The following is a 24,705-nucleotide window of genomic DNA, read 5'->3' as shown; positions in this document are numbered from 1 at the left end:
CCGCACAAGGATTCAACGCCGTGCCGACACCTCCTGTCTCCGCGCTGGTTGCCCAGATGGGCGAAGGGCCGGCGCCGCTCTACGCCCGGGTGAAACAGATGATCATCCAGCAGATCGAGAGCGGCAGCTGGCCGCCTCATCACCGGGTGCCTTCCGAGAGCGAACTGGTCAGCGAGCTGGGCTTCAGCCGCATGACCATCAACCGCGCCCTGCGCGAACTGACCGCCGAAGGCCTGCTGGTGCGCATGCAGGGCGTCGGCACTTTCGTCGCCGAGCCCAAGAGCCGCTCGGCACTGTTCGAGGTCAACAACATCGCCGACGAGATCGCCGGCCGTGGCCACCAGCATAGCTGCCAGGTGATTACCCTGGCCGAGGAGGCCGCCGGTTCCGAGCGCGCCCTGGCCCTGGACATGCGCGAAGGCCAGCGGGTGTTCCATTCGCTGATCGTGCATTACGAGAACGGCGTGCCGGTGCAGATCGAGGACCGCTACGTCAACGCGGCCATCGCTCCGGATTACCTCAAGCAGGATTTCACCCTGCAGACGCCTTACGCCTATCTATCGCAGGTCGCGCCGCTTACCGAAGGCGAGCACGTGGTCGAGGCCATCCTCGCCGAGCCTGAAGAATGCACGCTGTTGCAGATCGAGCGGGGCGAACCTTGCCTGCTGATCCGCCGCCGCACCTGGTCGGGGCGCCAGCCGGTGACCGCCGCGCGCCTGATCCACCCCGGTTCCCGCCATCGCCTTGAAGGACGATTCAGCAAATGACTCAGTTGCAGTTGTTGCGCGCCCGGGATTATCCGCGCATGCCTTGGAAGAACGGTGGTGGCTTCACCGAAGAGATCACCCGCGATGCCGGCGACAGCCTGGACGGTTTTGGCTGGCGCTTGTCGATTGCCGATATCGAGGAGTCCGGTGGCTTTTCCAGCTTTGCCGGGTACCAGCGGATCATCACCGTGTTGCAAGGCGACGGCATGCGGTTGCTGGTCGATGGCCAGGCCAGCCGGCCGCTGCTGCCGTTCGATGCGTTTGCCTTCAGTGGCGAGAGCCAGGTCAGTTGCAAGCTGCTGGGCGGGGCGATTCGAGATTTCAATCTGATCTACGCGCCGCAGCGGTATCGGGCTCGGTTGCAGTGGTTCGATGGCGGCAACCGCGTGTTCAGTTCGGCGTCGACGCTGTTGCTGTTTGCCGCCGGCACTCATGTCGAGGTGAGGTTGGCTGGGGAAGAGACGCAGCAGCTTGGGCGGTATGACTGCCTGCGGATCGATGGCAACGAGGGGTTGCTGGAAATGGATATGCAGGGGCGATTCTGCCTGATCGAACTCACTTCGCGTTGAAATAACTGGGGCCGCAAAGCGGCCCCAGTTATTTCAGCCGCTCAGCGGATAGGTCTGATTTTTTTGGTTGTCCATGCTTGTACATACAAGTAAAGGTGTGTTTGTATATTGAGCACGACATACCCGCCCGCGGACGACCGCAGAGGACCTCTCCCGTGACTGACAACAACAAATACCGTGACGTAGAAATCCGTGCCCCGCGTGGCAACAAGCTGACCGCCAAGAGCTGGCTGACCGAAGCCCCGCTGCGCATGCTGATGAACAACCTCGACCCGCAGGTCGCCGAAAACCCGAAAGAGCTGGTGGTGTACGGCGGCATCGGCCGCGCCGCGCGCAACTGGGAGTGCTACGACAAGATCGTCGAGACCCTGACCCGTCTGGAAGACGACGAAACCCTGCTGGTGCAGTCGGGCAAGCCGGTCGGCGTGTTCAAGACCCACAGCAACGCCCCACGCGTGCTGATCGCCAACTCCAACCTGGTGCCGCACTGGGCCAACTGGGAACACTTCAACGAGCTGGATGCCAAGGGCCTGGCCATGTACGGCCAGATGACCGCCGGCAGCTGGATCTACATCGGCAGCCAGGGCATCGTCCAGGGTACCTACGAAACCTTCGTCGAAGCCGGCCGCCAGCACTACAACGGCAGCCTGAAAGGCAAGTGGGTACTGACCGCCGGCCTCGGTGGCATGGGCGGTGCCCAGCCACTGGCCGCCACCCTGGCCGGTGCCTGCTCGCTGAACATCGAGTGCCAGCAGAGCCGCATCGATTTCCGCCTGGAAACCCGCTACGTCGATGAGCAAGCCAAGGACCTCGATGACGCCCTGGCGCGCATCGCCAAGTACACCGCCGAAGGCAAGGCCATCTCCATCGCCCTGCACGGCAACGCCGCCGAAATCCTGCCGGAGCTGGTCAAGCGTGGCGTGCGCCCGGACATGGTCACCGACCAGACCAGCGCCCATGACCCGCTCAACGGCTACCTGCCAGCCGGCTGGACCTGGGAGCAATACCGCGACCGCGCGCAGACCGACCCGGCTGCGGTGGTCAAGGCCGCCAAGCAATCGATGGCCGTCCACGTCAAGGCCATGCTCGACTTCCAGAAGCAAGGCATCCCGACCTTCGACTACGGCAACAATATTCGTCAGATGGCCAAGGAAGAGGGCGTGGCCAACGCCTTCGATTTCCCGGGCTTCGTTCCGGCCTACATCCGCCCACTGTTCTGCCGCGGCGTCGGCCCGTTCCGCTGGGCCGCGCTGTCCGGCGACGCCGAGGACATCTACAAGACCGACGCCAAGGTCAAGGAACTGATCCCGGACGACGCCCACCTGCACCGCTGGCTGGACATGGCCCGCGAGCGCATCAGCTTCCAGGGCCTGCCGGCACGTATCTGCTGGGTCGGCCTGGGCCTGCGCGCCAAGCTTGGCCTGGCGTTCAACGAAATGGTGCGCAGCGGCGAGCTGTCGGCGCCAGTCGTCATCGGCCGTGACCACCTGGACTCGGGCTCGGTGTCCAGCCCCAACCGCGAGACCGAAGCCATGCGCGACGGCTCCGACGCGGTCTCCGACTGGCCGCTGCTCAACGCCCTGCTCAACACCGCGGGCGGCGCCACTTGGGTTTCGCTGCACCACGGCGGTGGCGTGGGCATGGGCTTCTCCCAGCACTCGGGCATGGTCATCGTCTGCGACGGTACCGATGAAGCCGCCGAGCGTATCGCCCGCGTGCTGACCAACGACCCGGGGACCGGCGTCATGCGCCACGCCGATGCCGGCTACCAGATCGCCATCGACTGCGCCAAGGAGCAGGGCCTGGACCTGCCGATGATCACCGGCTGATCGCCGCGCTTTGGATCGCACCCTGTACGGGTGATACTGAACAACAAGAAGGGGCCCTGCGTGGCCCCAAGCGATTGGAGTAGCGAAGTGACCGAATTGACCCTCAAGCCCGGCACCCTGACCCTGGCCCAACTGCGCGCCATCCACGCCGCCCCCGTGCGCCTGCAGCTGGACGCCAGCGCCGCACCGGCCATCGACGCCAGTGTCGCCTGCGTCGAGCAGATCATCGCCGAAGACCGCACCGCCTACGGCATCAACACCGGTTTTGGCCTGCTGGCCTCGACCCGCATCGCCAGCCACGACCTGGAGAACTTGCAGCGCTCGCTGGTGCTGTCCCACGCCGCCGGGATCGGCGCGCCGCTGGACGACGACCTGGTGCGGCTGATCATGGTGCTGAAGATCAACAGCCTCAGCCGTGGCTTCTCCGGCATTCGCCGTAAAGTCATCGACGCGCTGATCGCCCTGGTCAACGCAGAAGTCTATCCACACATTCCGCTCAAGGGCTCGGTCGGCGCTTCCGGCGACTTGGCCCCGCTGGCGCACATGTCGCTGGTGCTGCTGGGCGAGGGCAAGGCGCGCTACAAAGGGCAGTGGCTGTCTGCCACCGAAGCCCTGGCCGTTGCCGGCCTCGAGCCGCTTACCCTGGCCGCGAAGGAAGGCCTGGCCTTGCTCAATGGTACCCAGGCGTCCACCGCCTACGCCCTGCGCGGCCTGTTCCAGGCCGAAGACCTTTATGCTGCGGCCATCGCCTGTGGCGGCCTGACCGTGGAAGCGGCACTGGGCTCGCGTTCGCCGTTCGATGCGCGCATCCATGCCGTGCGTGGCCAACGTGGCCAGATCGACACCGCCGCCTGCTTCCGCGATCTGCTGGGCGACTCCAGTGAAGTGTCGCTGTCGCACAAGAACTGCGACAAGGTCCAGGACCCGTACTCCCTGCGCTGCCAACCACAGGTCATGGGCGCCTGCCTGACCCAGATCCGCCAGGCCGCCGAAGTCTTGGGCATCGAAGCCAACGCCGTATCGGACAACCCGCTGGTGTTCGCCGCCGAAGGTGACGTGATCTCCGGTGGCAACTTCCACGCCGAGCCCGTGGCCATGGCCGCCGACAATATTGCCCTGGCCATTGCCGAGATCGGTTCGCTGAGCGAGCGGCGCATCTCGCTGATGATGGACAAGCACATGTCCCAGCTGCCGCCGTTCCTGGTGGAAAACGGCGGGGTCAACTCCGGCTTCATGATCGCCCAGGTCACCGCCGCCGCGCTGGCCAGCGAGAACAAGGCGCTGTCGCACCCGCACAGCGTCGACAGCCTGCCGACTTCGGCCAACCAGGAAGACCACGTGTCGATGGCCCCGGCCGCCGGCAAGCGTTTGTGGGAAATGGCCGAGAACACCCGTGGCGTGCTGGCCATCGAATGGCTGGGCGCCTGCCAGGGCTTGGACCTGCGCAAGGGGCTAAAGACCTCGGTCAAGCTCGAACAAGCGCGCCAGGCGCTGCGCAAGGACGTGCCGCACTATGACCGTGACCGTTTCTTCGCGCCGGATATCGAAGTGGCGTCCGAGCTGCTGGCCAAAGGTACCTTGACCGGCCTGCTGCCGGCTGGGGTCCTGCCTAGCCTGTAATGCCGCTGGGGCCGCTGTGCGGCCCTTTCGCCGGCAAGCCGGCTCCCACGCAGGTGTGCCGCATGCGCCCTGTGGGAGCCGGCTTGCCGGCGATGGGCTGCGTAGCAGCCCCCTCATTCTCACGACCAGAACAACAATAAGGACGTGACATGCAACAAGCTCAAGGTCTCAAGCGCGGGCTGTCGGCCCGGCATATCCGTTTCATGGCGCTCGGTTCGGCAATCGGTACCGGGCTTTTCTACGGTTCGGCCTCGGCCATCCAGATGGCCGGCCCGGCCGTGCTGCTGGCCTACCTGATCGGCGGCGCTGCCGTGTTCATGGTCATGCGCGCCCTCGGCGAGATGGCCGTGCACAACCCGGTGGCCGGCTCTTTCGGCCACTACGCCAGCACCTACCTCGGCCCGATGGCCGGCTTCATCCTGGGCTGGACCTACGCCTTCGAGATGGTCATCGTCGCCATCGCCGATGTCACCGCCTTCGGTATCTACATGGGCTTCTGGTTCCCCGAGGTCGCCCGCTGGATCTGGGTGCTGGGTATCGTCTTCCTGATTGGCGGCCTGAACCTGTGCAACGTGCGGGTCTTCGGCGAGATGGAGTTCTGGCTGTCGCTGCTCAAGGTCGGCGCCATCGTCGCGATGATCCTCGCGGGCCTGGGCATCATGGCCTTTGGCTTCAGCCAGGTGGGCACCGGGCACGCGGTCGGGGTGAGCAATCTGTTCGACCATGGCGGCTTCATGCCCAATGGCGTCAGTGGCCTGATCGCCTCGTTCGCGGTGGTGATGTTCGCCTTCGGCGGCATTGAGATCATCGGCGTCACCGCCGGCGAGGCGAAAGATCCTCAGCGGGTCATCCCCAAGGCGATCAACGCCGTGCCGCTGCGCATCCTGCTGTTCTATGTGCTCACCCTGTTCGTGCTGATGTGCCTGTACCCGTGGCCGCAGATCGGCAGCCAGGGCAGCCCGTTCGTGCAGATCTTCAGCAACCTTGGGATCGGCTCGGCCGCGGCCGTGCTCAATATCGTGGTGATCTCGGCGGCGATCTCGGCAATCAACAGCGACATCTTCGGCGCCGGGCGCATGATGTATGGCCTGGCCCAGCACGGCCAGGCGCCGCGTGGCTTCGGCAAACTGTCGAAACACGGCGTACCGTGGATGACCGTGGTGGTGATGGGCGCGGCGCTGCTGATCGGCGTGCTGCTCAACTACCTGATCCCGGAAAACGTGTTCCTGCTGATCGCCTCGATCGCCACCTTTGCCACGGTATGGGTGTGGCTGATGATCCTGGTCACCCAGGTTGCCATGCGTCGCAGCATGAGCCGCGAGGAGGTCGCCCAGCTCAAGTTCCCGGTACCGTTCTGGCCCTATGGCCCGGCCCTGGCCATTGCCTTCATGGTGTTCATCTTCGGTGTGCTCGGCTACTTCCCTGACACCCAGGCGGCGTTGATCGTCGGCGTGATCTGGGTGGTGTTCCTGGTGGCGTCCTACCTGCTGTGGTGCAAGCCGCGCGCCGGTGGTGGCGAGCCGGCCCGGGAGCCTGCCGAGCTGCATCGCTGAATTAGAAAGGAGATCCTGATGAGAACCCTCTGGCAGCACTGCCACGCCGCGACCATGACCGATGGTCGCTACGCGGTCATCGAGGACGCGGCGATCGTCACCAGCGCTGGCCTGATCGAGTGGATCGGCCCCCGCGCTGACGTGCCTTCGGTCGCGGCCGACCGCGTCGTCGACCTGGGCGGCGCCTGGCTCACCCCCGGGCTGATCGACTGCCATACCCACGCGGTATTTGGCGGCAACCGCAGCGGCGAATTCGAGCAGCGCCTGCAGGGCGTGAGCTATGCCGAGATCGCTGCCCAGGGCGGCGGTATCGCCAGCACCGTGCGGGCCACCCGCGCCGCCAGCGAGGACGAGCTGCTGGCCAGTGCCCGCCAGCGGGTCCAGGCGCTGATGCGCGACGGCGTGACCACGATCGAGATCAAGTCCGGCTATGGCCTGGACCTCGAGAACGAACGCAAGATGCTGCGCGTCGCCCGGCGCCTGGGCGAGGAGCTGCCGGTGACTGTACGCAGCACCTGCCTGGCTGCCCACGCCCTGCCGCCGGAATACGCGGGCAAGGCAGATGATTACATCGATCATATCTGCGAGCAGATGCTCCCGGCGCTGGCTGCCGAGGGGCTGGTGGACGCGGTGGACGCTTTCTGCGAGCACCTGGCGTTCTCCCCGGCTCAGGTCGAGCGCCTGTTCATCAAGGCGCGCGAGTTGGGGCTGCCGGTCAAGCTGCACGCCGAGCAGCTGTCTTCGCTGCACGGCTCGAGCCTGGCGGCGCGCTACCAGGCGCTGTCGGCCGACCACCTGGAGTTCATGACCGAGGAAGACGCCATCGCCATGGCCGAGGCCGGTACCGTTGCCGTGCTGTTGCCTGGGGCGTTCTACTTCCTGCGCGAAACCCAGCTGCCACCGATGGACGCCCTGCGCCGGCACGGCGTGAAGATCGCCCTGGCCAGCGACCTCAATCCCGGGACTTCACCGGGGCTGTCGCTGCGCCTGATGCTGAACATGGGTTGCACCTGTTTCCGCATGACCCCGGAAGAAGCGCTGGCCGGCGTCACCGTTCACGCCGCCACGGCGCTGGGGCTGGGCGACAGCCACGGCTCGCTGGAAGTGGGCAAGGTGGCGGACTTCATCGCCTGGCAGATCGAACGCCCGGCCGACCTCAGCTACTGGCTCGGCGGCGACCTGCCCAAGCGTGTGGTGCGCCTGGGCCATGAGATATCCAATTGAGCGAGGCTACATGGACAAGGTATTGAGTTTCCACCAGGGCCGCCTGCCCCTGCTGATCAGCATGCCCCACGCCGGGCTGGGTCTGACGCCGGCCGTGCGTGAAGGCCTGGTTGACCAGGCACGCAGCCTGCCAGACACCGACTGGCACATTCCACGCCTGTACGACTTCGCCCGTGACCTGGGCGCCAGTGTGGTGGCGGCCGAATATTCGCGTTTCGTCATCGACCTGAACCGCCCGGATGACGACAAGCCGCTGTACGCCGGCGCCACCACCGGCCTGTATCCGGCGACATTGTTCGACGGCAAGCCATTGTTCAGGGAAGGCCAGGTGCCCTCCGTTGAGGAGCGGGCAACGTACCTGGAAGAGATCTGGCGCCCCTACCACGACACGATACGTCGCGAGCTGGACCGTCTGCGTGCCGAGTTCGGTTATGCACTGCTCTGGGATGCCCACTCGATCCGTTCACATATACCCCACCTGTTCGATGGCAAGTTGCCGGACTTCAACCTGGGTACTTTCAATGGTGCCAGTTGCCACCCGGAGCTGGCCGAGCGGTTGCAGACTGCATGTGCCCAAGCCAAAGGCTACAGCCATGTCCTCAATGGCCGTTTCAAGGGCGGGCACATTACCCGGCATTACGGCGACCCGGGTAACGATATTCATGCCGTGCAGTTGGAGCTGGCGCAGTGCAACTACATGAATGAAACCGAGCCATTTGCCTACCGCGAAGACCTGGCCCAACCGACGCAGAAGGTATTGACGCAGCTTTTGCAGGCCCTTCTGGATTGGGGCAATGAACGGTACAGGCGCTGAAGTTTTCCTGTGAAGTTGGCGACGCGCCGCGGGCCATGTGCGTCGCCAGTTCAAGCAGTTAATCAGTTGTTGATCTGCGCTATTGTGAGCTCACGCAACAGCTCCTGCTCCTCCAGATCCCTATCATTTTGCAATCTCTGTTGCAGGCTTAGCTCCTCCCCAAGCGAATGATCCTTGTTGGCCAGCTCAAGCACCTGCTGGCGGAAACGGGTTTCAATTTCAGCGAAGCGGTCGGCATGTTCGGCTCGCAGGCGTGCAACCCAGTCCGTATTTGCCAACATATAGTCGACCAGAGCATCGCTCAGTTCACTTTTGCGAACGTTTTCCAGCACTTGCGACAATTCATTAGGCGCCAGATTCGCGGCACTTCGAAAACGCATGCTGTCGGCAAGTGGAAGGTCAAGTTCCTTGGCCAGCTCCCGCCGGTAGGCCAGTCGCACCGAAACCCGGTCACCCGGGCCGGATCGCTGGCTGGCCAGTTTCTCCAGCTGTTCGACCCTGAACAGCTGCAATAGACGCCGGCGTAACGTTTGCAAGGTATCGCCAGCCTCGATGATCAGGCGCTGCCCCATCAGGTACAACTCGATATTGTTGAACTCCTGCAATGCGCCATCGTGGCAAGTCTGCGAGCCTGTTTCAGGGTCGGGCAATGCGGCTGCGGCAATATTTTCCATGAGCGGGCGCTCATCCTGGTTGCTTGCGGCTACCACCAGCATCATGCGCACGCGCTCGCAGAAGCTGGCTTGTGTGTTCGGGTCGACGTAGGGCGCAGCATTGCGCAAACGGCCTGCCAGGCGCAGCAGGTCGCTGCCTTCGAGCATGTCCCAGCAGTCGCGCAAGGCCTCGTTCTGCGCATCGTTGCCAAGCATCCACTCTTCAAGCCTGGGTTTATCGTCGCCCAGTAGCGGGAAGTGAGGGTGATCCAGTGAGCCTTCGCTCGATGAGTCGTCAAGCATCAGGTTGTCCGGGATATCCAGGGCGAAGGAATAACTGTGCTGGCTGTCCGAGAGCGCACGCACCCGAAGAATGGTTTCCAGTGGCAAAGGGTTGTCGAACAAGGCAATCGAAGAAATAGGCATGGAGTTGCCCAGGTTCGAGAGGATGTGCTCTGGCAACTGGGTGATGCTGTTGGAACTCAAGTCCAGCAGCTCCAGCGGCAGCAAACTGTCGCACCAGCTGGGCCAGGCTTGCAGGTCCATGTTGGTCAGCGCGAGTGATTGCAGGTTGCTGGACAGCTGCGCGGGAACCTGCCTGATGGTCCCCACGCGGTTGCCTGAGAGGTCCAGCGAGGTCAGGTGCTCCAGCCCTGCGAAGGCTTCCAGCATCGCTTGATCGACTTCCAGGCCCATGTTGCGCATTTCCAGGTAGTTGAGTTGGGGAAGGTGTGCCAAGGCAGACGCCAGAGAAGAAGTGGCCGCCTGATGCGTATCAATGGTCAGCCGGGTGACGTTGGGGAAACGGCTGAGCAGTTTAGCGACCTCTGAAGCGGCGCCGCTGGTGCGGGTCAGGAAGAGCGCCCGAACGCGTTCTTCAAAAAATGCCGGAAGCCGTCTGGGGAAGTGTTCGACAGCCACATCCTCCAATTGCAAGCGAAGGTATTGCTGGCCCTGTTCCTGCTGTTCCCAGAATCGGCCGATCGCTGCCTGGATACGCTGCCTGTCCGCCAACGCTGCGGGTGTCAGCGGGTTGCGCGAACTGGACGCCTGGGCCCAGCCGTCGATCGCGTCGCGCATCTGCTGGCGCTCATCGCGGATGCGTGCAAGCCGGTCGGTGAGCGCCGCGGACACATCCACGGTGATACCGGCTGTCCCGGCCCACTCGTTCAACAGCAAACGCTGCAAATGGGTTTCATTGATTGGGTTGTCTTCGAGTGCAATCACCGTCGGGCTTGGCAGGGCGTCTGCTTCATTGAGCAGGAACGATGGCAATGACCTGAGGTTGTTGTTGCGCAGGGACAGGTGGGTGATGCGTCTCAGGGCATCACTGCCAATCCCGATAGGCCACTGCGTCAGTTGCATATTATCCAGGCCCAGGAAATCCAGAGACAGCTGATGGAAGCTAGGGCTGTTGTTCTGGGCCAGGCGGTTGCCACTCAGATTCAGGTACCTCAACTGGCGCAATGCTGCCAACTGATTGAGGTCGTTTTCGGAGAGCGCGATGTTCTGGTTGGTTAGCACCAGTCTTTGCAGCTCGGGCAAGCGCTCGGTGATGGAAGGGACAGCGAGAAGGAATAAGGACGGTGTAGCTCTGGGGTTGTACGGCCGGCTGATTTCAAGTGATTCGATCTGCGGCATCAACCTGAGCAGGCGTTGCAGCAAGCGTTCGTGCTGTGCCCAGCCGGCGAGGCTGCCTGACGGTAGATCGACCAGGCTCAAGCTGCGTATGCGACGGTAGAAGAAATCGGGCAAGGTCAGGGGGACATCGGCCAAGGAAACCCGCGTGATGCGGAGCTCAGCCGTGTGCTCGCCGCTTTCATCCAGAGCGGTGTCATACCAGTGTTGCATGATTGACTCGCGCAGGCGGCTGTAGTCCTGTGCAGCTTGCTCTGTCACGGGGGAAAAGGCCTCGCTCCAGTCAGCCAGCCTGCTTTGCAATTCATTGCGCTGCTCCAGCAGCACCTGCAGGTGTTCGAGCGTCTGCAATTGCGTACGTCCGCGATTGGCAAGCGAAAACAGTACCTGATCCGCCGAAAGCCCAGTGTGTGTGGCAAGGCCTGTTGCTTCGACAGCGTCGATCAGGCGCTGGTGGGTAATGCCTTGTGTTGCAGGGCCACCCCCGCTCAGCGGATAGCCCAGGCGCCCATCGGCCAGGCGCATGGGCGAACGGTAGCCAGGGAGCACTGGTTGCATGCCCAGAAACGTCCTCAAGGTCGAGCGGGGCAGCAAGGGGAGGGCCTGTACCAGGTGCTTTAATGCTTGCCGATCTGCGACACGCAACTGCGTCATGGCCTTTGGCAGCGCTTGATATATCGCTGAGTAAAGGTCAGCGTATGCCGTGAGCCCTGCACTCGGGCGGCTTTTATCGTGAACGATGTAGCCTGCCTCGGCATGAGTGATGGTCTGGTAGGGGCGCGTGTCCTGGGGGCCGATGCTCTGCGACTGGGCAGGCCAGGACATGCGCTGCAGCACTTGCAGTTTTGTCTCGGCCGGCCAGCCTGGCAGTCGCTCAAGCGTGTGCAGGATCAGTCGGTCACTGTCCCAGTTTGGCACCCCGGACAGGTACAGCCCTTCGCAGGCGCGGGCCAGGCGAATGTGTTGCAGGTAGACGCGGATTTCCTCTCCAAGGCGTATGGGTATCTTGCCGCTGCCAAGCATTTGCCGTTCGCTGGCGCTGGCGCCGCGTTCCAGCTCAGCGATTACGGGGACCGGCAGGTTCGGATACACCCGCTGTATGGTCTCGGCTCCCGGCGCCAGATTGCTCGGTAGGCGGGCATAAGCTCTGGAATACTCCGTTGGCCAGGTGCTTGCGTCAGGTAGCTGGCGGATGGTTTCGTCAAGCTTGAAGCGTTGCATCGTGTCTTCCAGCAAGGCCGGCAGCCGCTGGTTCTCGGCCAAGACCCGGCGCAGTACGTCTTCGTGGGTGTCGCTTACGGCGAGTATCCGTTGTAGCGTTGGCTCGTCGAAGTGGTTGTTCAAATGACCGATACGGCGTAACAGGGCGCCGCCCGACCAGCTCAGTGGCTGATCGGTTACTTGCAACCAGGCCCCGGCCCCATTATGTCGTAGCGATGGCTGATAACCGCCAGCCTTGCTGGGGTGTTCGATGCTGTAGGTGCCTCTCTCCACATTCCATTTGAGTGAAAATGCCTTGCCTTCAAGGCGTAACCAGATCTTCCCATCCTGGCGGTACAGCCCGAGCTCATCTGGTTTGGCCTGTGAGGGAAACGCGATGTCTTGTGCAAAGGGAGTCAGGTCCTTCTTCCACAAGCGCGTACTGCCATCCGGTAGCTCAACCTCCACCAGTTCCTCGATGAAGGAGGGCGTTGTCACAGCAATATGTTCTACCTCGGGCTCTTCCAGCGCGGCGCCTGTTTCGCCGACTTCTGTTCTCGTCGCTTTGGCTGCCGCGCTCAGTACGGCCATGATCGCCACGTTTTCGATCACATCGACCATGTAGGTGAAGGCTTTTTCGCGTTCGTCGTTTTTCCAGGCCTCGATGCCTTCGTATACCTCATGGGCTAGCTGGGTCACGCAGACGGCAAGTATCACCTCGCCCAGTCCGGGCACGAAGAAACCGGCGATGTTCAGGGCCGTCAGCACGCGGCCGGCGATCATTTTCCGGTGAGCCTGGGCGGTGCGCCGGTCGACGATTTCAGTCGGGATGGCGTTGAACAACGCATCTTTTTCATGGCGTTGGGCTTTCTGAAACGCCATGGCGCCTTGGAACGCGTGGCTGAAAGGCTCGGCAACCGGATACAGGGTGGCATGTGGGTCAGGGACACCCTCAAGTACCCCGCGGGCACTCCAGGTGATGGGCGTGAACCGGTCCTTGAGACGAGATATCGTCGACGCTTTGTCACGGTCGGCGATGTGTTTGTCCAGGTAGCTGATGTTGGCCTGGAGCCGGTCGCGCAAGTCGGCCTGCAAGGCCTCCAGGGTTGTAAATTCCTTGAGGGGCTCTGCGCTGTCCTCTGGGTTGTACAGGGCCACGGCCTGATGCCCTTTGGCCTGAAAGGTCATGAGCACAATCCCGGTCAGCTGCGTTTCCCACAGGTAGAGATAGCTGAACGTCACCTGCGAGGCTGCCGATAGCGGCTGGTCAAGCGGGACGGCAAGGGCTGCGGTGTACAGCGGTTCGCTGATATCGCCTTTGAGGCGGGCGAAATGTAAAGACTGCCGGAAGGCCGAGACCTCTGCTTGCCCCAGGGTCTGGTAAACGGACAGCTTGGCTTCATCGGCGCTGAGCTGCGTCGTGGCCGCAGGGTAATAGATCGCATGCACCAGTTGGTGATACTTGCCGCCGATGTCCAGCGTACGGCACAGGTCGGCGAAGTCTTCGGCGGCGATATCCACGGCATTGGTGATCGGCACGGTGCCCATGAAGCGCCGGTGATCGAGGATGACGGACTTCTTCAGCAGTGCCTTGGGCGCGTTCATCCCATGTTCGGCAGCGGTGTACTGGTCAAAGTTGTGCAGGGCACTTTGCAGCAACGAGCGTGTAGCCTGGTTCACGGCCATGCGCGCGTCGCTTGTATTGGTAGGGTCGATCAGGCGTGCATCGACCAAGTGTGTGTTGTGCACATCCAGGTCGAGCCCGAACCGCTGCTTGATGGCTTCAGTCAGTCGCTGGGCGGCGTAGGCTTGCAGGTCGGGTAGTTGTTCGAACAGTTTCTGCACCTGTGCCTGGTGTTCACGGTGGCGGGCATGTTCCTCCTGCCACGCTTTGGCAATTTCCGGTAGCCGCCGGATTGCTGCGGTCAGCCAAGCTGGGGCCTGCTGCCAATTGCGCATGGCGCGATGGGTGTCTGGCGGGGCTTGCTTGAGCCAGGCGGGGATCTTGCGCTCGATGGCAGTGTAATGAGCGCTGGACGAAGTTGTGGAGGGGGGTGGCATGGTGGGCCCTTGCTAGGTATGGGGCAAGGGACTATCGATGAGTTGGCTGGCGTGTTGGAGGTAAATGTATGTGCCCGGCTCGCGGTGGTGTCCGAGAGGACGGTGCTCAAAGCGCAATTCAGGTTTATGATGGCCCACGGCCGAACCAAACCTCACACGGAGTGCGCGATGCAGACCCTCTACCCGCAGATCAAACCCTACGCCCGGCACGATCTGGCCGTGGAAGCGCCGCATGTGCTGTATGTCGATGAGAGCGGCTCGCCGGAAGGTCTGCCCGTGGTGTTCATCCACGGCGGTCCGGGCGCGGGCTGTGATGCCCAGAGCCGTTGCTACTTCGACCCCAACCTGTACCGCATCGTCACCTTCGACCAGCGCGGCTGCGGTCGCTCCACGCCCCATGCGAGCCTGGAGAACAACACCACCTGGCACCTGGTCGAGGACCTGGAGCGCATCCGCGAGCACCTCGGCATCGAGAAATGGGTGCTGTTCGGCGGCTCCTGGGGCTCCACGCTGGCCCTGGCCTACGCCCAGAAGCACCCCGATCGCGTGCACGGCCTGATCCTGCGCGGCATCTTCCTGTGTCGCCCGCAGGAGATCACCTGGTTCTACCAGGAAGGCGCCAGCCGCCTGTTCCCCGACTATTGGCAGGACTACATCGCGCCGATCCCGGCAGAAGAGCGCGGCGACCTGGTCAAGGCCTTCCACAAGCGCCTGACCGGTAACGACCAGATCGCCCAGATGCATGCTGCCAAGGCCTGGTCCACCTGGGAGGGCCGCACCGCGACCCTGCGTCCGAACCCGCTGGTGGTCGACCGCTTCTCCGAGCCGCAGCGCGCCCTGTCGATTGCTCGCATCGAATGCCACTACTTCACCAACAACGCCTTCCTCGAGCAGGACCAACTGATTCGCGACATGCCGAAGATCGCCCACTTGCCGGCGGTGATCGTGCATGGTCGCTACGACGTGATCTGCCCGCTGGACAACGCCTGGGAGCTGCACCAGGCCTGGCCGAACAGCGAGCTGAAGGTGATCCGCGACGCCGGCCACGCCGCCTCCGAGCCCGGCATCACCGATGCCCTGGTGCGCGCCGCCGACCAGATGGCCCGACGCCTGCTCGACCTGCCCCTGGAAGAAGCATGAAGGGGCTGATCCAGCGCGTGCGCGGCGCCCGGGTTGAGGTGGCGGGGGAAATCGTCGGCGCCATCGACCAGGGGTTGCTGGCGCTGGTGGCGGTCGAGCCTGAAGATTCGCCTGAGCATGCCGACAAGCTGTTGCACAAACTGCTGAACTACCGGGTGTTCAGCGACGAACAGGGCAAGATGAACCGTTCGCTCAAGGATGTCGGTGGTGACCTGCTGCTGGTGTCGCAGTTCACCCTGGCCGCCGACACCCGCAACGGCATGCGCCCGAGCTTTTCGAAGGCTGCGCCACCGGCCCTCGGCGCCGAACTGTTCGACTATCTGCTGCGCCAGGCACAGGGTCAGCACCCGGTTGTGGCCAGTGGTCGCTTCGGTGCCGACATGCAGGTGCATCTGGTCAATGATGGCCCGGTAACATTTATGTTACAAATATGAGGTCAAAAAACCCTTTGTTTGTCGAAAAACAAGGGGTTTTGTACGATAAATAGTTTGTTCAGCCTGATGCGTTGTAACGCGACCTGCTGGATAATCGCGCGCTGCATGAACCTGCGTTCGCAGGTTCGTTTCACTTTGACTCGAGCATTGTCAGGATCCGTTTGGGGAATCATTAGGCCCTCACGGGGTCCGAACAGTGCTCGCCAACCCGGCATTGGTCGCTGGCCGTTGGTTTCATGATCTGTTTTCGGCGAGGATTGCTCGTGATTGTAAGCCCCTGTATTGCACCTAGAATCCCCGGTACCCGGCTGCGCAAGGCCATGCTGGCCGGCGTGGCGCTGGTCGGCCTGATGAGCGCGGGCCAGCTGTGGGCATTCAATCTGGACGATGTTGCAGCCAAGGCAAAGGATCTGGCCGGTCAGAAGTTCGAGGCACCGAAGAGCAACCTGCCGCCGGTGTTCCGCGACATGAAGTACGCCGACTACCAGAAGATCCGCTTCCTGCAGGAAAAGGCCGAGTGGGCCAAGGACAAGACGCCGTTCAAGCTCTCGTTCTACCACCAGGGCATGCATTTCGACACGCCGGTGACCATCAACGAGATCACCGCCAACAAGGTCAGGGAAATCAAGTACGACCCGAGCCGCTTCGAGTTCGGTGACGTGCCGCACGACGCCGACGCCACCAAGAACCTCGGCTACGCCGGTTTCCGCGTGCTCTACCCGATCAACAAGGCCGACAAGCAAGATGAGATCATGACTCTGCTTGGCGCCAGCTATTTCCGCGTGGTCGGCAAGGGCCACCGCTACGGCCTGTCGGCCCGTGGCCTGGCCATCGACACCGCGCTGCCGTCCGGCGAGGAGTTCCCGCGCTTTCGCGAGTTCTGGATCGAAAAACCCAAGCCGAATGACAAGCACCTGGTGATCTACGCACTGCTCGACTCGCCGCGCTCCACCGGCGCCTACAAGCTGACCCTGCGTCCGGGCGAGGATACCCTGGTCGACGTCAAGTCGCGGGTCTACCTGCGTGACAACGTCAGCCGCCTGGGCATCGCCCCGCTGACCAGCATGTACCTGTTCGGCCCCAACCAGCCGTCCAAGGTCATGAACTACCGTCCGGCCCTGCACGATTCCGAAGGCCTGTCGATTCACGCCGGCAACGGCGAATGGCTGTGGCGTCCGCTGAACAACCCCAAACACTTGGCCGTGAGCAACTTCAGTGTCGAGAACCCGCGTGGTTTCGGCCTGCTGCAGCGCCAGCGCGACTTCAGCGACTACGAAGACCTCGACGACGAATACGAGAAGCGCCCGAGCGCCTGGATCGAGCCGAAGGGTGACTGGGGCAAGGGCACTGTCGACCTGGTCGAGATCCCGACCGCCGACGAGACCAACGACAACATCGTGGCCTTCTGGAGTCCGGAAAAACTGCCGGAGGTAGGCAAGCCGTTCGAGTACGACTACCGCCTGCGCTGGACCATCAAGGAAGACCAGCTGCACTCGCCTGAGCTGGGCTGGGTCAAGCAGACCTTGCGTTCCACCGGCGACGTCAAGCAGTCCAACCTGATCCGTCAGCCCGATGGCACCATCGCCTTCCTGGTCGACTTCATCGGCCCGAACCTTGCCAGCCTGCCGGCCGACACCGCCGTGCGCAGTCAGGTCAGCGTTGGCGACAACGCCGAAGTGGTCGAGAACAACCTGCGTTACAACCCGGAAACCAAAGGCTGGCGCCTGACCCTGCGCCTGAAGGTGCAGGATCCGAAGAAATCCACCGAGATGCGCGCCGCGCTGCTGCGTGACGTTCCGGTCGAGCAGCCCAAGCCGGCCAAGGATGCCAAGCAGGACAAGGCCGCGGCCAAGCACGCTCACGCCAAGGCCGAGAAGGCTGCCGAGCAACCCGCCGCCGATGCGGCATCCACCAACGGGACTCCGGCCACCACCGAGAAAGTGCTGACCGAGACCTGGAGCTATCAGTTGCCTGCCGATGAGTAACTCAAGCGCAAGGCCGGAATCGCTGAGCGAATACCTGGCCCACCTTCCCCTGAGCGACGAGCAGCGTGCGGAACTTGCCCGCTGCACCTCCTTCAGCGAGCTGCACCAACACCTGGCGGCCCAACCGGCCGCCGGCACCACCGAGGCCGCCCAGGCTTCGGTGGGCGCCCGTCTTACCGTCGGCAGCGCCGCCGAACTGGAAGACGCCGAGATGCTCGGCGTCGATGCCGGTGGGCGGCTGTGCCTGAAGATCGCCCCGCCGATCAAGCGCACCAAGGTCGTGCCCGAGCCTTGGCGCACCAACATCCTGATCCGCATGTGGCGCCGCATGACCGGCCGCACCAACGCCCCGCAGCCGCCCAAGCGCGAGCTGCCGCCGGCGCGCTGGCGCACGGTCGGTTCGATCCGCCGTTACATCCTGCTGACCCTGATGATCGGCCAGACCCTCGTCGCCGGCTGGTACATGAAGGGCATCCTGCCTTACCAGGGCTGGTCGTTCGTCGATCTCGACGAGATCCTCAACCAGCCGTTGTGGGACACGGTGGTGCAGGTGTGGCCGTATGCGCTGCAGACCTCCATCCTGGTCCTGTTCGGCATCCTGTTCTGCTGGGTGTCGGCGGGCTTCTGGACCGCCCTGATGGGCTTCCTCGAGCTGCTCACCGGGCGTGACAAGTACAAGATTTCCGGCAGCAGCGCCGGCAACGAGCCGATCGCGCCCGAGGCGCGCACCGCGCTGGTGATGCCGATCTGCAACGAAGACGTGCCACGGGTGTTCGCCGGCCTGCGCGCCACCTTCGAATCGGTGGCCGCCAGCGGCAACCTCGACCGCTTCGATTTCTTCGTGCTCAGCGACACCAACGACACCGATATCGCCGTCGCCGAGCAGCAGGCCTGGCTCGACGTGTGCCGTGAAACCAAGGGCTTCGGCCGCATCTTCTACCGCCGCCGCCGGCGCCGGGTGAAGCGCAAGAGCGGCAACCTCGACGACTTCTGCCGTCGCTGGGGCGGCGAATACAAGTACATGGTCGTGCTCGACGCCGACAGCGTCATGAGTGGCGAGTGCCTGAGCAGCCTGGTGCGCCTGATGGAGGCCAACCCGGACGCCGGTATCATCCAGACCGGGCCGAAAGCCTCGGGCATGGACACCCTGTATGCGCGCATGCAGCAGTTCGCCACCCGCGTGTACGGCCCGCTGTTCACCGCCGGCCTGCACTTCTGGCAGCTGGGCGAATCGCACTATTGGGGCCACAACGCGATCATCCGCATGAAGCCGTTCATCGAGCACTGCGCCCTGGCGCCGTTGCCGGGCAAAGGTGCGTTTGCTGGTGCGATCCTCTCCCACGACTTCGTCGAAGCCGCGCTGATGCGCCGTGCCGGTTGGGGCGTGTGGATCGCCTACGACCTGCCGGGCAGCTACGAAGAGCTGCCGCCGAACCTGCTCGACGAACTCAAGCGCGACCGCCGCTGGTGCCACGGCAACCTGATGAACTTCCGCCTGTTCCTGGTCAAGGGCATGCACCCGGTGCACCGCGCGGTGTTCCTCACCGGGGTGATGTCGTACCTGTCGGCGCCGCTGTGGTTCCTGTTCCTGGTGCTGTCGACGGCGCTGCTGGCGACCAACACCCTGATGGAGCCGCAGTACTTCATCGAGCCGTTCCAGCTTTACCCGCTGTGGCCGCAGTGGCACCCGGAGAAAGCCATCGCGCTGTTCTCCACCACCATCGTGCTGCTGTTCCTGCCCAAGCTGCTCAGCGTCATCCTGATCTGGGCCAAAGGCGCCACCGAATTTGGCGGGCGCATCAAGGTCACCCTGTCGATGCTGATGGAGATGCTGTTCTCCATGCTGCTGGCGCCGGTGCGGATGATCTTCCACACCCGCTTCGTGCTGGCCGCGTTCCTCGGCTGGGCCGCGACCTGGAACTCGCCGCAGCGTGACGACGACTCGACTCCGTGGAGCGAGGCGGTACGTCGCCATGGTCCGCAGACCCTGCTGGGCATCGCCTGGGCTGGCCTGGTGGCCTGGCTGAACCCGAGCTTCCTGTGGTGGCTGGCGCCGATCGTCGGCTCGCTGGTGCTGTCGATCCCGGTGTCGGTAATTTCCAGCCGCACGCGCCTGGGCCTGGCGGCCAAGGACGAGAAGCTGTTCCTCATCCCCGAGGAATATGCAACGCCGCAAGAGCTGCTGGCGACCGACCAGTACACCCACGAGAACCGCTGGCACGCCCTGCATGACGGTTTCGTCCGTGCCGTGGTCGACCCGCGCCAGAACGCCCTGGCCTGTGCCATGGCCACTGCGCGTCACGGCCAGGCGGCTCCGATCGAGGCGCTGCGCGCCGAGCGCGTGGGCAAGGCACTGGAAGTCGGCCCGAAAGGCCTGGACCTGAACACCCGCCTGGCGCTGCTCAGCGATCCGGTGGCGCTATCGCGTCTGCACGAGCAGGTGTGGGCCGGGCACAACACGGCGTGGATCGATGTGTGGCGGGCGTCCATCGCCAACGATCCGCACTCGCCGCTGCTGCCGCTGCATCCGGAGAACGTGGCCCAGCCAGCCTTGGCCGGCGCCTGACCCTTCCTTGGGGCCGCTTCGCGGCCCGTTCGCCGGCAAGCCGGCTCCCACAGGTGCAACACTATCCTTGTGAGAGCCGGCTTGCGACGATACGAGGGCAAAGCCCTCGTTCTTCGCCATCTTTTGGCCAACAAAGTCCCCCCCGGCTCTAGGTCCTGCGCCGCGCATGCGTTAGCATCCGTCCCGATATTGCGCATCGGTCTGTCGGACCGTGCTTACAAGAAAAAATCTGCGTACTTCTTGCTAGGGGACTTGGTGATGATTAAGAAATACCTGTCGCGACTGCTGGTAGGTGCGACCGCCCTGATCGCGGTGACCGCCGCCCAGGCCGGCGCCATCGACGACGCGGTCAAGCGTGGCACCCTGCGCGTGGGCATGGACCCGACCTACATGCCGTTCGAAATGACCAACAAGCGCGGTGAGATCATCGGCTTCGAGGTCGACATCCTCAAGGCCATGGCCAAGTCCATGGGCGTCAAGCTGGAGATGGTTTCCACCGCCTACGACGGCATCATCCCGGCCCTGATGACCGACAAGTTCGACTTCATCGGCAGCGGCATGACCCTGACCCAGGAACGCAACCTGCGCCTGAACTTCAGTGAACCCTTCATCGTGGTTGGCCAGACCCTGCTGATCCGCAAGGAGCTGGCGGGCGAGATCAAGTCGTACAAGGACCTGAACAACGAGAAGTACCGCCTCACTTCCAAGCTTGGCACCACCGGCGAGATGGTCGCGAAGAAGCTGATCAGCAAGGCCAAGTACCACGGCTACGATAACGAGCAGGAAGGGGTGATGGACGTGGTCAACGGCAAGGCCGACGCCTTCGTCTACGACTCGCCCTACAACGTGGTGGCGGTGGAGAAGGCCGGCGCCGGCAAGCTGGTGTTCCTGGAAGAGCCCTTCACCTACGAGCCGCTGGCCTTCGGCCTGAAGAAAGGCGACTACGACAGCATCAACTACATCAACAACTTCCTACACCAGATCAAGCATGACGGGACCTACGATCGTATTCACGACAAGTGGTTCAAGAGCAAGGACTGGCTGAAGGAAATGGAATAAGGCCCGGGCCAAAACCCCAGGCACTGACCTCGACGCGCAGGCAAGCCCTGCGCGTTTCGCTTTTACGGAAGTACCCCACGTGATCAAACACAAGAAAGCACAGTGGCCCTGGCATGGGCTGACCGCGCTGGTCCTGGTGGGCCTGGCGTTCAGCCTGTACCTGGCCACCTCGATGATTTCCTATGAGTGGCGCTGGAACCGCGTTCCGCAATACTTCGCCTACAAGGCCGAGGAAACCCAGCGTGCCACCAACCCCGGCACGGTCGAGGAAATCGTGGTGTCCGGCGACAATGCCCGGGTCACCCTGAAGGACGAGAACGGCGACAACCAGGTCGTCGAAGTGGCCAAGGACAGCATGCTGCTGGCCCGCGGCGACGACGTCGCCGAGGGCGATGCCATCGGCGTCACCCGCCACTGGGCCGCCGGCCCCTTGGCCTGGGGTCTGTGGACGACGCTGTGGATCTCGGTGATCTCCGGCGCCCTGGGCCTGGTGATCGGCCTGTTCGCCGGGCTGTGCCGGCTGTCGAACAACCCGACCTTGCGTGATCTTTCCACTGTCTATGTCGAGCTGGTGCGTGGCACGCCGCTGCTGGTGCAGATCTTCATCTTCTACTTCTTCATCGGTACCGTGCTCAACCTGTCCCGCGAGTTCGCCGGGGTGGCGGCGCTGGCGCTGTTCACCGGCGCCTACGTGGCCGAGATCGTCCGTGCCGGCGTGCAGTCGATCGCCAAGGGGCAGAACGAGGCGGCGCGATCGCTGGGCCTGAACGGCGCCCAGTCGATGCGTCACGTGATCCTGCCGCAGGCGTTCAAGCGCGTGCTGCCGCCGCTGGCCGGGCAGTTCATCAGCCTGGTCAAGGACACCTCGCTGGTGTCGGTGATCGCCATCACCGAGCTGACCAAGAGCGGCCGCGAGGCCATCACCACCTCGTTCTCGACCTTCGAGATCTGGTTCTGCGTGGCGGGCCTGTACCTGCTGATCAACCTGCCGCTGTCGCACATCGCCAGCCGGCTCGAGCGGAGGCTTGCGCAAAGTGATTGAAGTCCGTGACCTGCTGAAAGTCTTCGACACCCGGGGCCAGGTGGTGCGCGCGGTGGACAACGTCACCACCCAGGTCGCCAAGGGCGAGGTGGTGGTGGTGCTGGGGCCGTCGGGCTCGGGCAAGTCGACCTTCCTGCGCTGCCTGAACGGCCTGGAGCATTTCGACGAGGGCCATGTGTCCATCGGCGGTTTGCAGCTGGACGACCCGAAGACCGATATCAACGCCTATCGCCGAGAAGTCGGCATGGTGTTCCAGCATTTCAACCTGTTCCCGCACATGACCGTGCTGGAGAACCTGTGCCTGGCGCAGAAGGTGGTGCGCAAGCGCAACAAGGCCGAGCGCGAGGCCAAGGCCCGGGCGTTGCTGGAAAAGGTCGGTATCGCGCAGAAGGCCAACGAGTACCCGTCGCGGCTCTCCGGTGGCCAGCAGCAGCGGGTGGCCATCGCCCGGGCCCTGGCGATGGACCCGAAGGTGATGCTGTTCGACGAACCGACCTCGGCGCTTGATCCGGAAATGGTCGGGGAGGTGCTGGATGTGATGAAGACCCTTGCCCAGGAAGGCATGACCATGGTCTGCGTGACGCACGAGATGGGCTTTGCCCGGGAAGTGGCGGATCGGGTGTTGTTCTTTGACCACGGGAAGTTGCTGGAAGATTCGCCGCCGCAGGAATTCTTTGCCGCGCCGAAGGATTTGCGGGCCCAGGCGTTCTTGCGGCAAGTTTTGTGATTGTGTTTAGACCTGCGTAAACCGTGGGTGCAATGTATGTGATCAAAACTGTTCAGGCCTCTTGCTATATATTGGCGAGAGGCCTGACTGTCGAAATACCACCACCTTCCAATCAAAGAATGCTCATTTCTTGATCTTGATCTTGATCTTGATCTTGATCTTGATCTTGATCTTGATCTTGATCTTGCTTCTAAGTGCGCGATAGTTCAGACGCCGCCAATTGCGACTTCAGGAGGCCGAGCGGAGTTCTTGCGGAGGGAGGTGACGGGCATGGATGCCCGTCAAGCGCTGCGCCCCAGGATGGGGCGTTCAGCGCGGTCCTCCCGGGAGCAAGAACGGAGCGAGGGGACCCCGGAGCGAAGCGTAGGGGCCGTATGAATGGAGCCAGCGGTTTTTGCCTACTTTTGCCCAAGAGCAAAAGTAGGTCGCCGTAAAGGCGAAAAGGTGACTATGCGTCGATATCGCAAATGAATGCGCATATAACTTTCAAAACACACTCTCTCAAAGTCAAAGTCAAAGTTAAAGACGGTCGGCGTCGGTTTCTATTGTTATAAGCGCATTCATTTACGATATCGACGCATAGTCACCTTTTCGCCCTTACGGCGAGTCACTTTTTGTCAAACGCCCGGAGCGCCGGCCGGACAAAAGTAACCAAAAAACGCTGCGCTCCATTCATCCGGCCCTCCGCTGCGCTCCGGGTCCCCTCACTCCGGCCTCCTGAAGTCGCGAAGGTACGGGCGGCGCCTGGGCTGACGCAGCTGTCGCTAGTGGGCTGTGGTGTTAATCTTCTGATCGCCAAAGCCAAAGCCAAAGCCAAAGCCAAAGCCAAAGCCAAAGCCAAAGCCAAAGCCAAAGCCAAAGCCAAAGCCAAAGCCAAAGCCAAAGCCAAAGCCGTCGGTCTGGTTTCAGGTCCTGGCGATCTGGGCGCGCCTGCAAGGCTTAGAGATTGAACCTTCCCACCATGCCCCGCAACTGCTGCCCCAACTGCTCCAACTCCCCACTCGAAACCGCAGTCTGTTCACTGGCCGCCCGCGTCTGTTCCGAAACATCACGTACATTGATCACGTTTCGGTTGATCTGCTCGGCCACCACGCTCTGCTGCTCACTGGCCGTGGCAATCTGCTGGTTCATCCCCTGGATCGTCGACACCGTCTCGGTAATCTGCCCCAGCGCAGCGCCAGCCTTGCGGCTGAGTTCGACGCTTTGCCCGGTCAGGCGCTTGCTGTCGTCCAGAAGGCCGGTCACCTCGTCGGTGCCGCGGTGCAGGCTGTCGATCAGCAGCTCGATCTCTTCGGTCGACTGCTGCGTGCGCTGGGCCAGGCCGCGCACCTCGTCGGCCACCACGGCGAAACCGCGCCCGGCCTCGCCGGCCCGGGCCGCCTCGATGGCGGCGTTGAGCGCCAGCAGGTTGGTCTGCTCGGACACCGACTTGATCACATCGAGAATCGAACCGATACGCTGGCTTTCACCGGCCAGGTGACCCATAGCCGTGAGGCAGTGGTCCATCTGCCTCGCCAACTGCTCGATGCGGGCAATCGCCTCGGCCACCACCTGATCACCCAGCTGTGCCTGGCGGTCGGCGGTGGTGGCCGCCTGGGAGGCCTGCTCGGCATTTTGCGCGACCTCCTGCACCGTGGCGCTCATCTGGTTCATGGCCGTGGCCACCTGGTCGGTCTCCTCGCGCTGCTGGCCGATTCGCTCGCGGGTGTCCACGCTGGCGCCGGCCAGCGCCGTCGCGGCTCTGGACAGTTGGCCGACACCCTGGTCGATGCCGCCGAGCAGCTCGCGCAGGCTCAAGGTCATCTCGCGCATGCTGGCCTGCAG

The 24,705-nt window shown here is 63.2% G+C and carries 17 protein-coding genes; 15 read left to right on the top strand and 2 right to left on the bottom strand.

The window, feature by feature from the left end; translation table 11 throughout:
* The first annotated feature begins 56 nt into the window (after positions 1–56).
* From hutC to hutG, 7 genes are all read left to right on the top strand, one after another.
* A complete protein-coding gene (hutC, locus tag AC25ND_RS16045) occupies positions 57–767 on the top strand; it encodes a histidine utilization transcriptional repressor HutC (protein WP_172402402.1) in 711 nt (236 codons plus the stop codon).
* A complete protein-coding gene (locus AC25ND_RS16040; protein ID WP_028688393.1) occupies positions 764–1,336 on the top strand; it encodes a HutD/Ves family protein in 573 nt (190 codons plus the stop codon). The genes hutC and AC25ND_RS16040 overlap by 4 nt, the downstream gene beginning before the upstream one ends.
* Before the next feature lie 155 nt (positions 1,337–1,491).
* Positions 1,492–3,165 carry a urocanate hydratase gene (hutU, locus tag AC25ND_RS16035; protein WP_028688392.1) on the top strand — a complete coding sequence of 558 codons (1,674 nt, stop codon included), beginning with the start codon at positions 1,492–1,494 and terminating at the stop codon, positions 3,163–3,165.
* Between the two features lie 87 nt (positions 3,166–3,252).
* A complete protein-coding gene (gene hutH / locus AC25ND_RS16030) occupies positions 3,253–4,785 on the top strand; it encodes a histidine ammonia-lyase (RefSeq protein WP_062362629.1) in 1,533 nt (510 codons plus the stop codon).
* A 149-nt stretch (positions 4,786–4,934) separates the two neighbouring features.
* Positions 4,935–6,338, top strand: coding sequence for an amino acid permease (locus tag AC25ND_RS16025; protein WP_186594654.1), 1,404 nt, complete (start codon positions 4,935–4,937; stop codon positions 6,336–6,338).
* Positions 6,339–6,356: 18 nt separating this feature from the next.
* Positions 6,357–7,562 (top strand): imidazolonepropionase, encoded by a 1,206-nt coding sequence (gene hutI / locus AC25ND_RS16020; RefSeq protein ID WP_069015857.1) that lies wholly within the window; start codon positions 6,357–6,359, stop codon positions 7,560–7,562.
* A gap of 10 nt (positions 7,563–7,572) precedes the next feature.
* A complete protein-coding gene (hutG, locus tag AC25ND_RS16015) occupies positions 7,573–8,376 on the top strand; it encodes an N-formylglutamate deformylase (RefSeq protein WP_028688388.1) in 804 nt (267 codons plus the stop codon).
* Positions 8,377–8,438: 62 nt separating this feature from the next.
* On the opposite strand, the gene AC25ND_RS16010 is transcribed toward hutG, so the two are convergent.
* Positions 8,439–13,928: a dermonecrotic toxin domain-containing protein gene (locus tag AC25ND_RS16010; RefSeq protein WP_486976431.1), complete on the bottom strand. Its 5,490-nt coding sequence runs from the start codon at positions 13,926–13,928 to the stop codon at positions 8,439–8,441.
* A 168-nt stretch (positions 13,929–14,096) separates the two neighbouring features.
* Here AC25ND_RS16010 and pip point away from each other — a divergent pair, with 168 nt between their 5' ends.
* From pip to AC25ND_RS15970, 8 genes are all read left to right on the top strand, one after another.
* Entirely contained in the window at positions 14,097–15,068 is a 972-nt protein-coding gene (gene pip / locus AC25ND_RS16005; protein WP_028688386.1) for a prolyl aminopeptidase, read from the top strand.
* Complete coding sequence (dtd, locus tag AC25ND_RS16000) at positions 15,065–15,502, top strand: D-aminoacyl-tRNA deacylase (protein WP_186594655.1); 438 nt, start codon at positions 15,065–15,067, stop codon at positions 15,500–15,502. The genes pip and dtd overlap by 4 nt, the downstream gene beginning before the upstream one ends.
* A 263-nt stretch (positions 15,503–15,765) precedes the next feature.
* Positions 15,766–17,487, top strand: coding sequence for a glucan biosynthesis protein G (locus AC25ND_RS15995; protein ID WP_081791504.1), 1,722 nt, complete (start codon positions 15,766–15,768; stop codon positions 17,485–17,487).
* Positions 17,480–20,053, top strand: a complete 2,574-nt coding sequence (gene mdoH, locus AC25ND_RS15990; RefSeq protein WP_028688383.1) for a glucans biosynthesis glucosyltransferase MdoH — start codon at positions 17,480–17,482, stop codon at positions 20,051–20,053. The genes AC25ND_RS15995 and mdoH overlap by 8 nt, the downstream gene beginning before the upstream one ends.
* Positions 20,054–20,314: 261 nt before the next feature.
* Positions 20,315–21,112, top strand: a complete 798-nt coding sequence (locus AC25ND_RS15985; RefSeq protein WP_028688382.1) for a transporter substrate-binding domain-containing protein — start codon at positions 20,315–20,317, stop codon at positions 21,110–21,112.
* Positions 21,113–21,191: 79 nt separating this feature from the next.
* Positions 21,192–22,154: an amino acid ABC transporter permease gene (locus AC25ND_RS15980; RefSeq protein WP_028688381.1), complete on the top strand. Its 963-nt coding sequence runs from the start codon at positions 21,192–21,194 to the stop codon at positions 22,152–22,154.
* Entirely contained in the window at positions 22,147–22,881 is a 735-nt protein-coding gene (locus AC25ND_RS15975; protein WP_028688380.1) for an amino acid ABC transporter ATP-binding protein, read from the top strand. The genes AC25ND_RS15980 and AC25ND_RS15975 overlap by 8 nt, the downstream gene beginning before the upstream one ends.
* 767 nt (positions 22,882–23,648) lie before the next feature.
* Positions 23,649–23,831 carry a hypothetical protein gene (locus AC25ND_RS15970; protein ID WP_486976430.1) on the top strand — a complete coding sequence of 61 codons (183 nt, stop codon included), beginning with the start codon at positions 23,649–23,651 and terminating at the stop codon, positions 23,829–23,831.
* Here AC25ND_RS15970 and AC25ND_RS15965 read toward each other — a convergent pair.
* A complete protein-coding gene (locus AC25ND_RS15965; RefSeq protein ID WP_373875684.1) occupies positions 23,821–24,525 on the bottom strand; it encodes a methyl-accepting chemotaxis protein in 705 nt (234 codons plus the stop codon). The genes AC25ND_RS15970 and AC25ND_RS15965 overlap by 11 nt on opposite strands.
* Positions 24,526–24,705: the final 180 nt, after the last annotated feature.

The organism is Pseudomonas sp. P110(2024) (genome assembly GCF_057480795.1).
The sequence above is the reverse complement of the archived record's forward strand: the minus strand, read 5'-3'. Positions and strand labels throughout refer to the sequence as shown.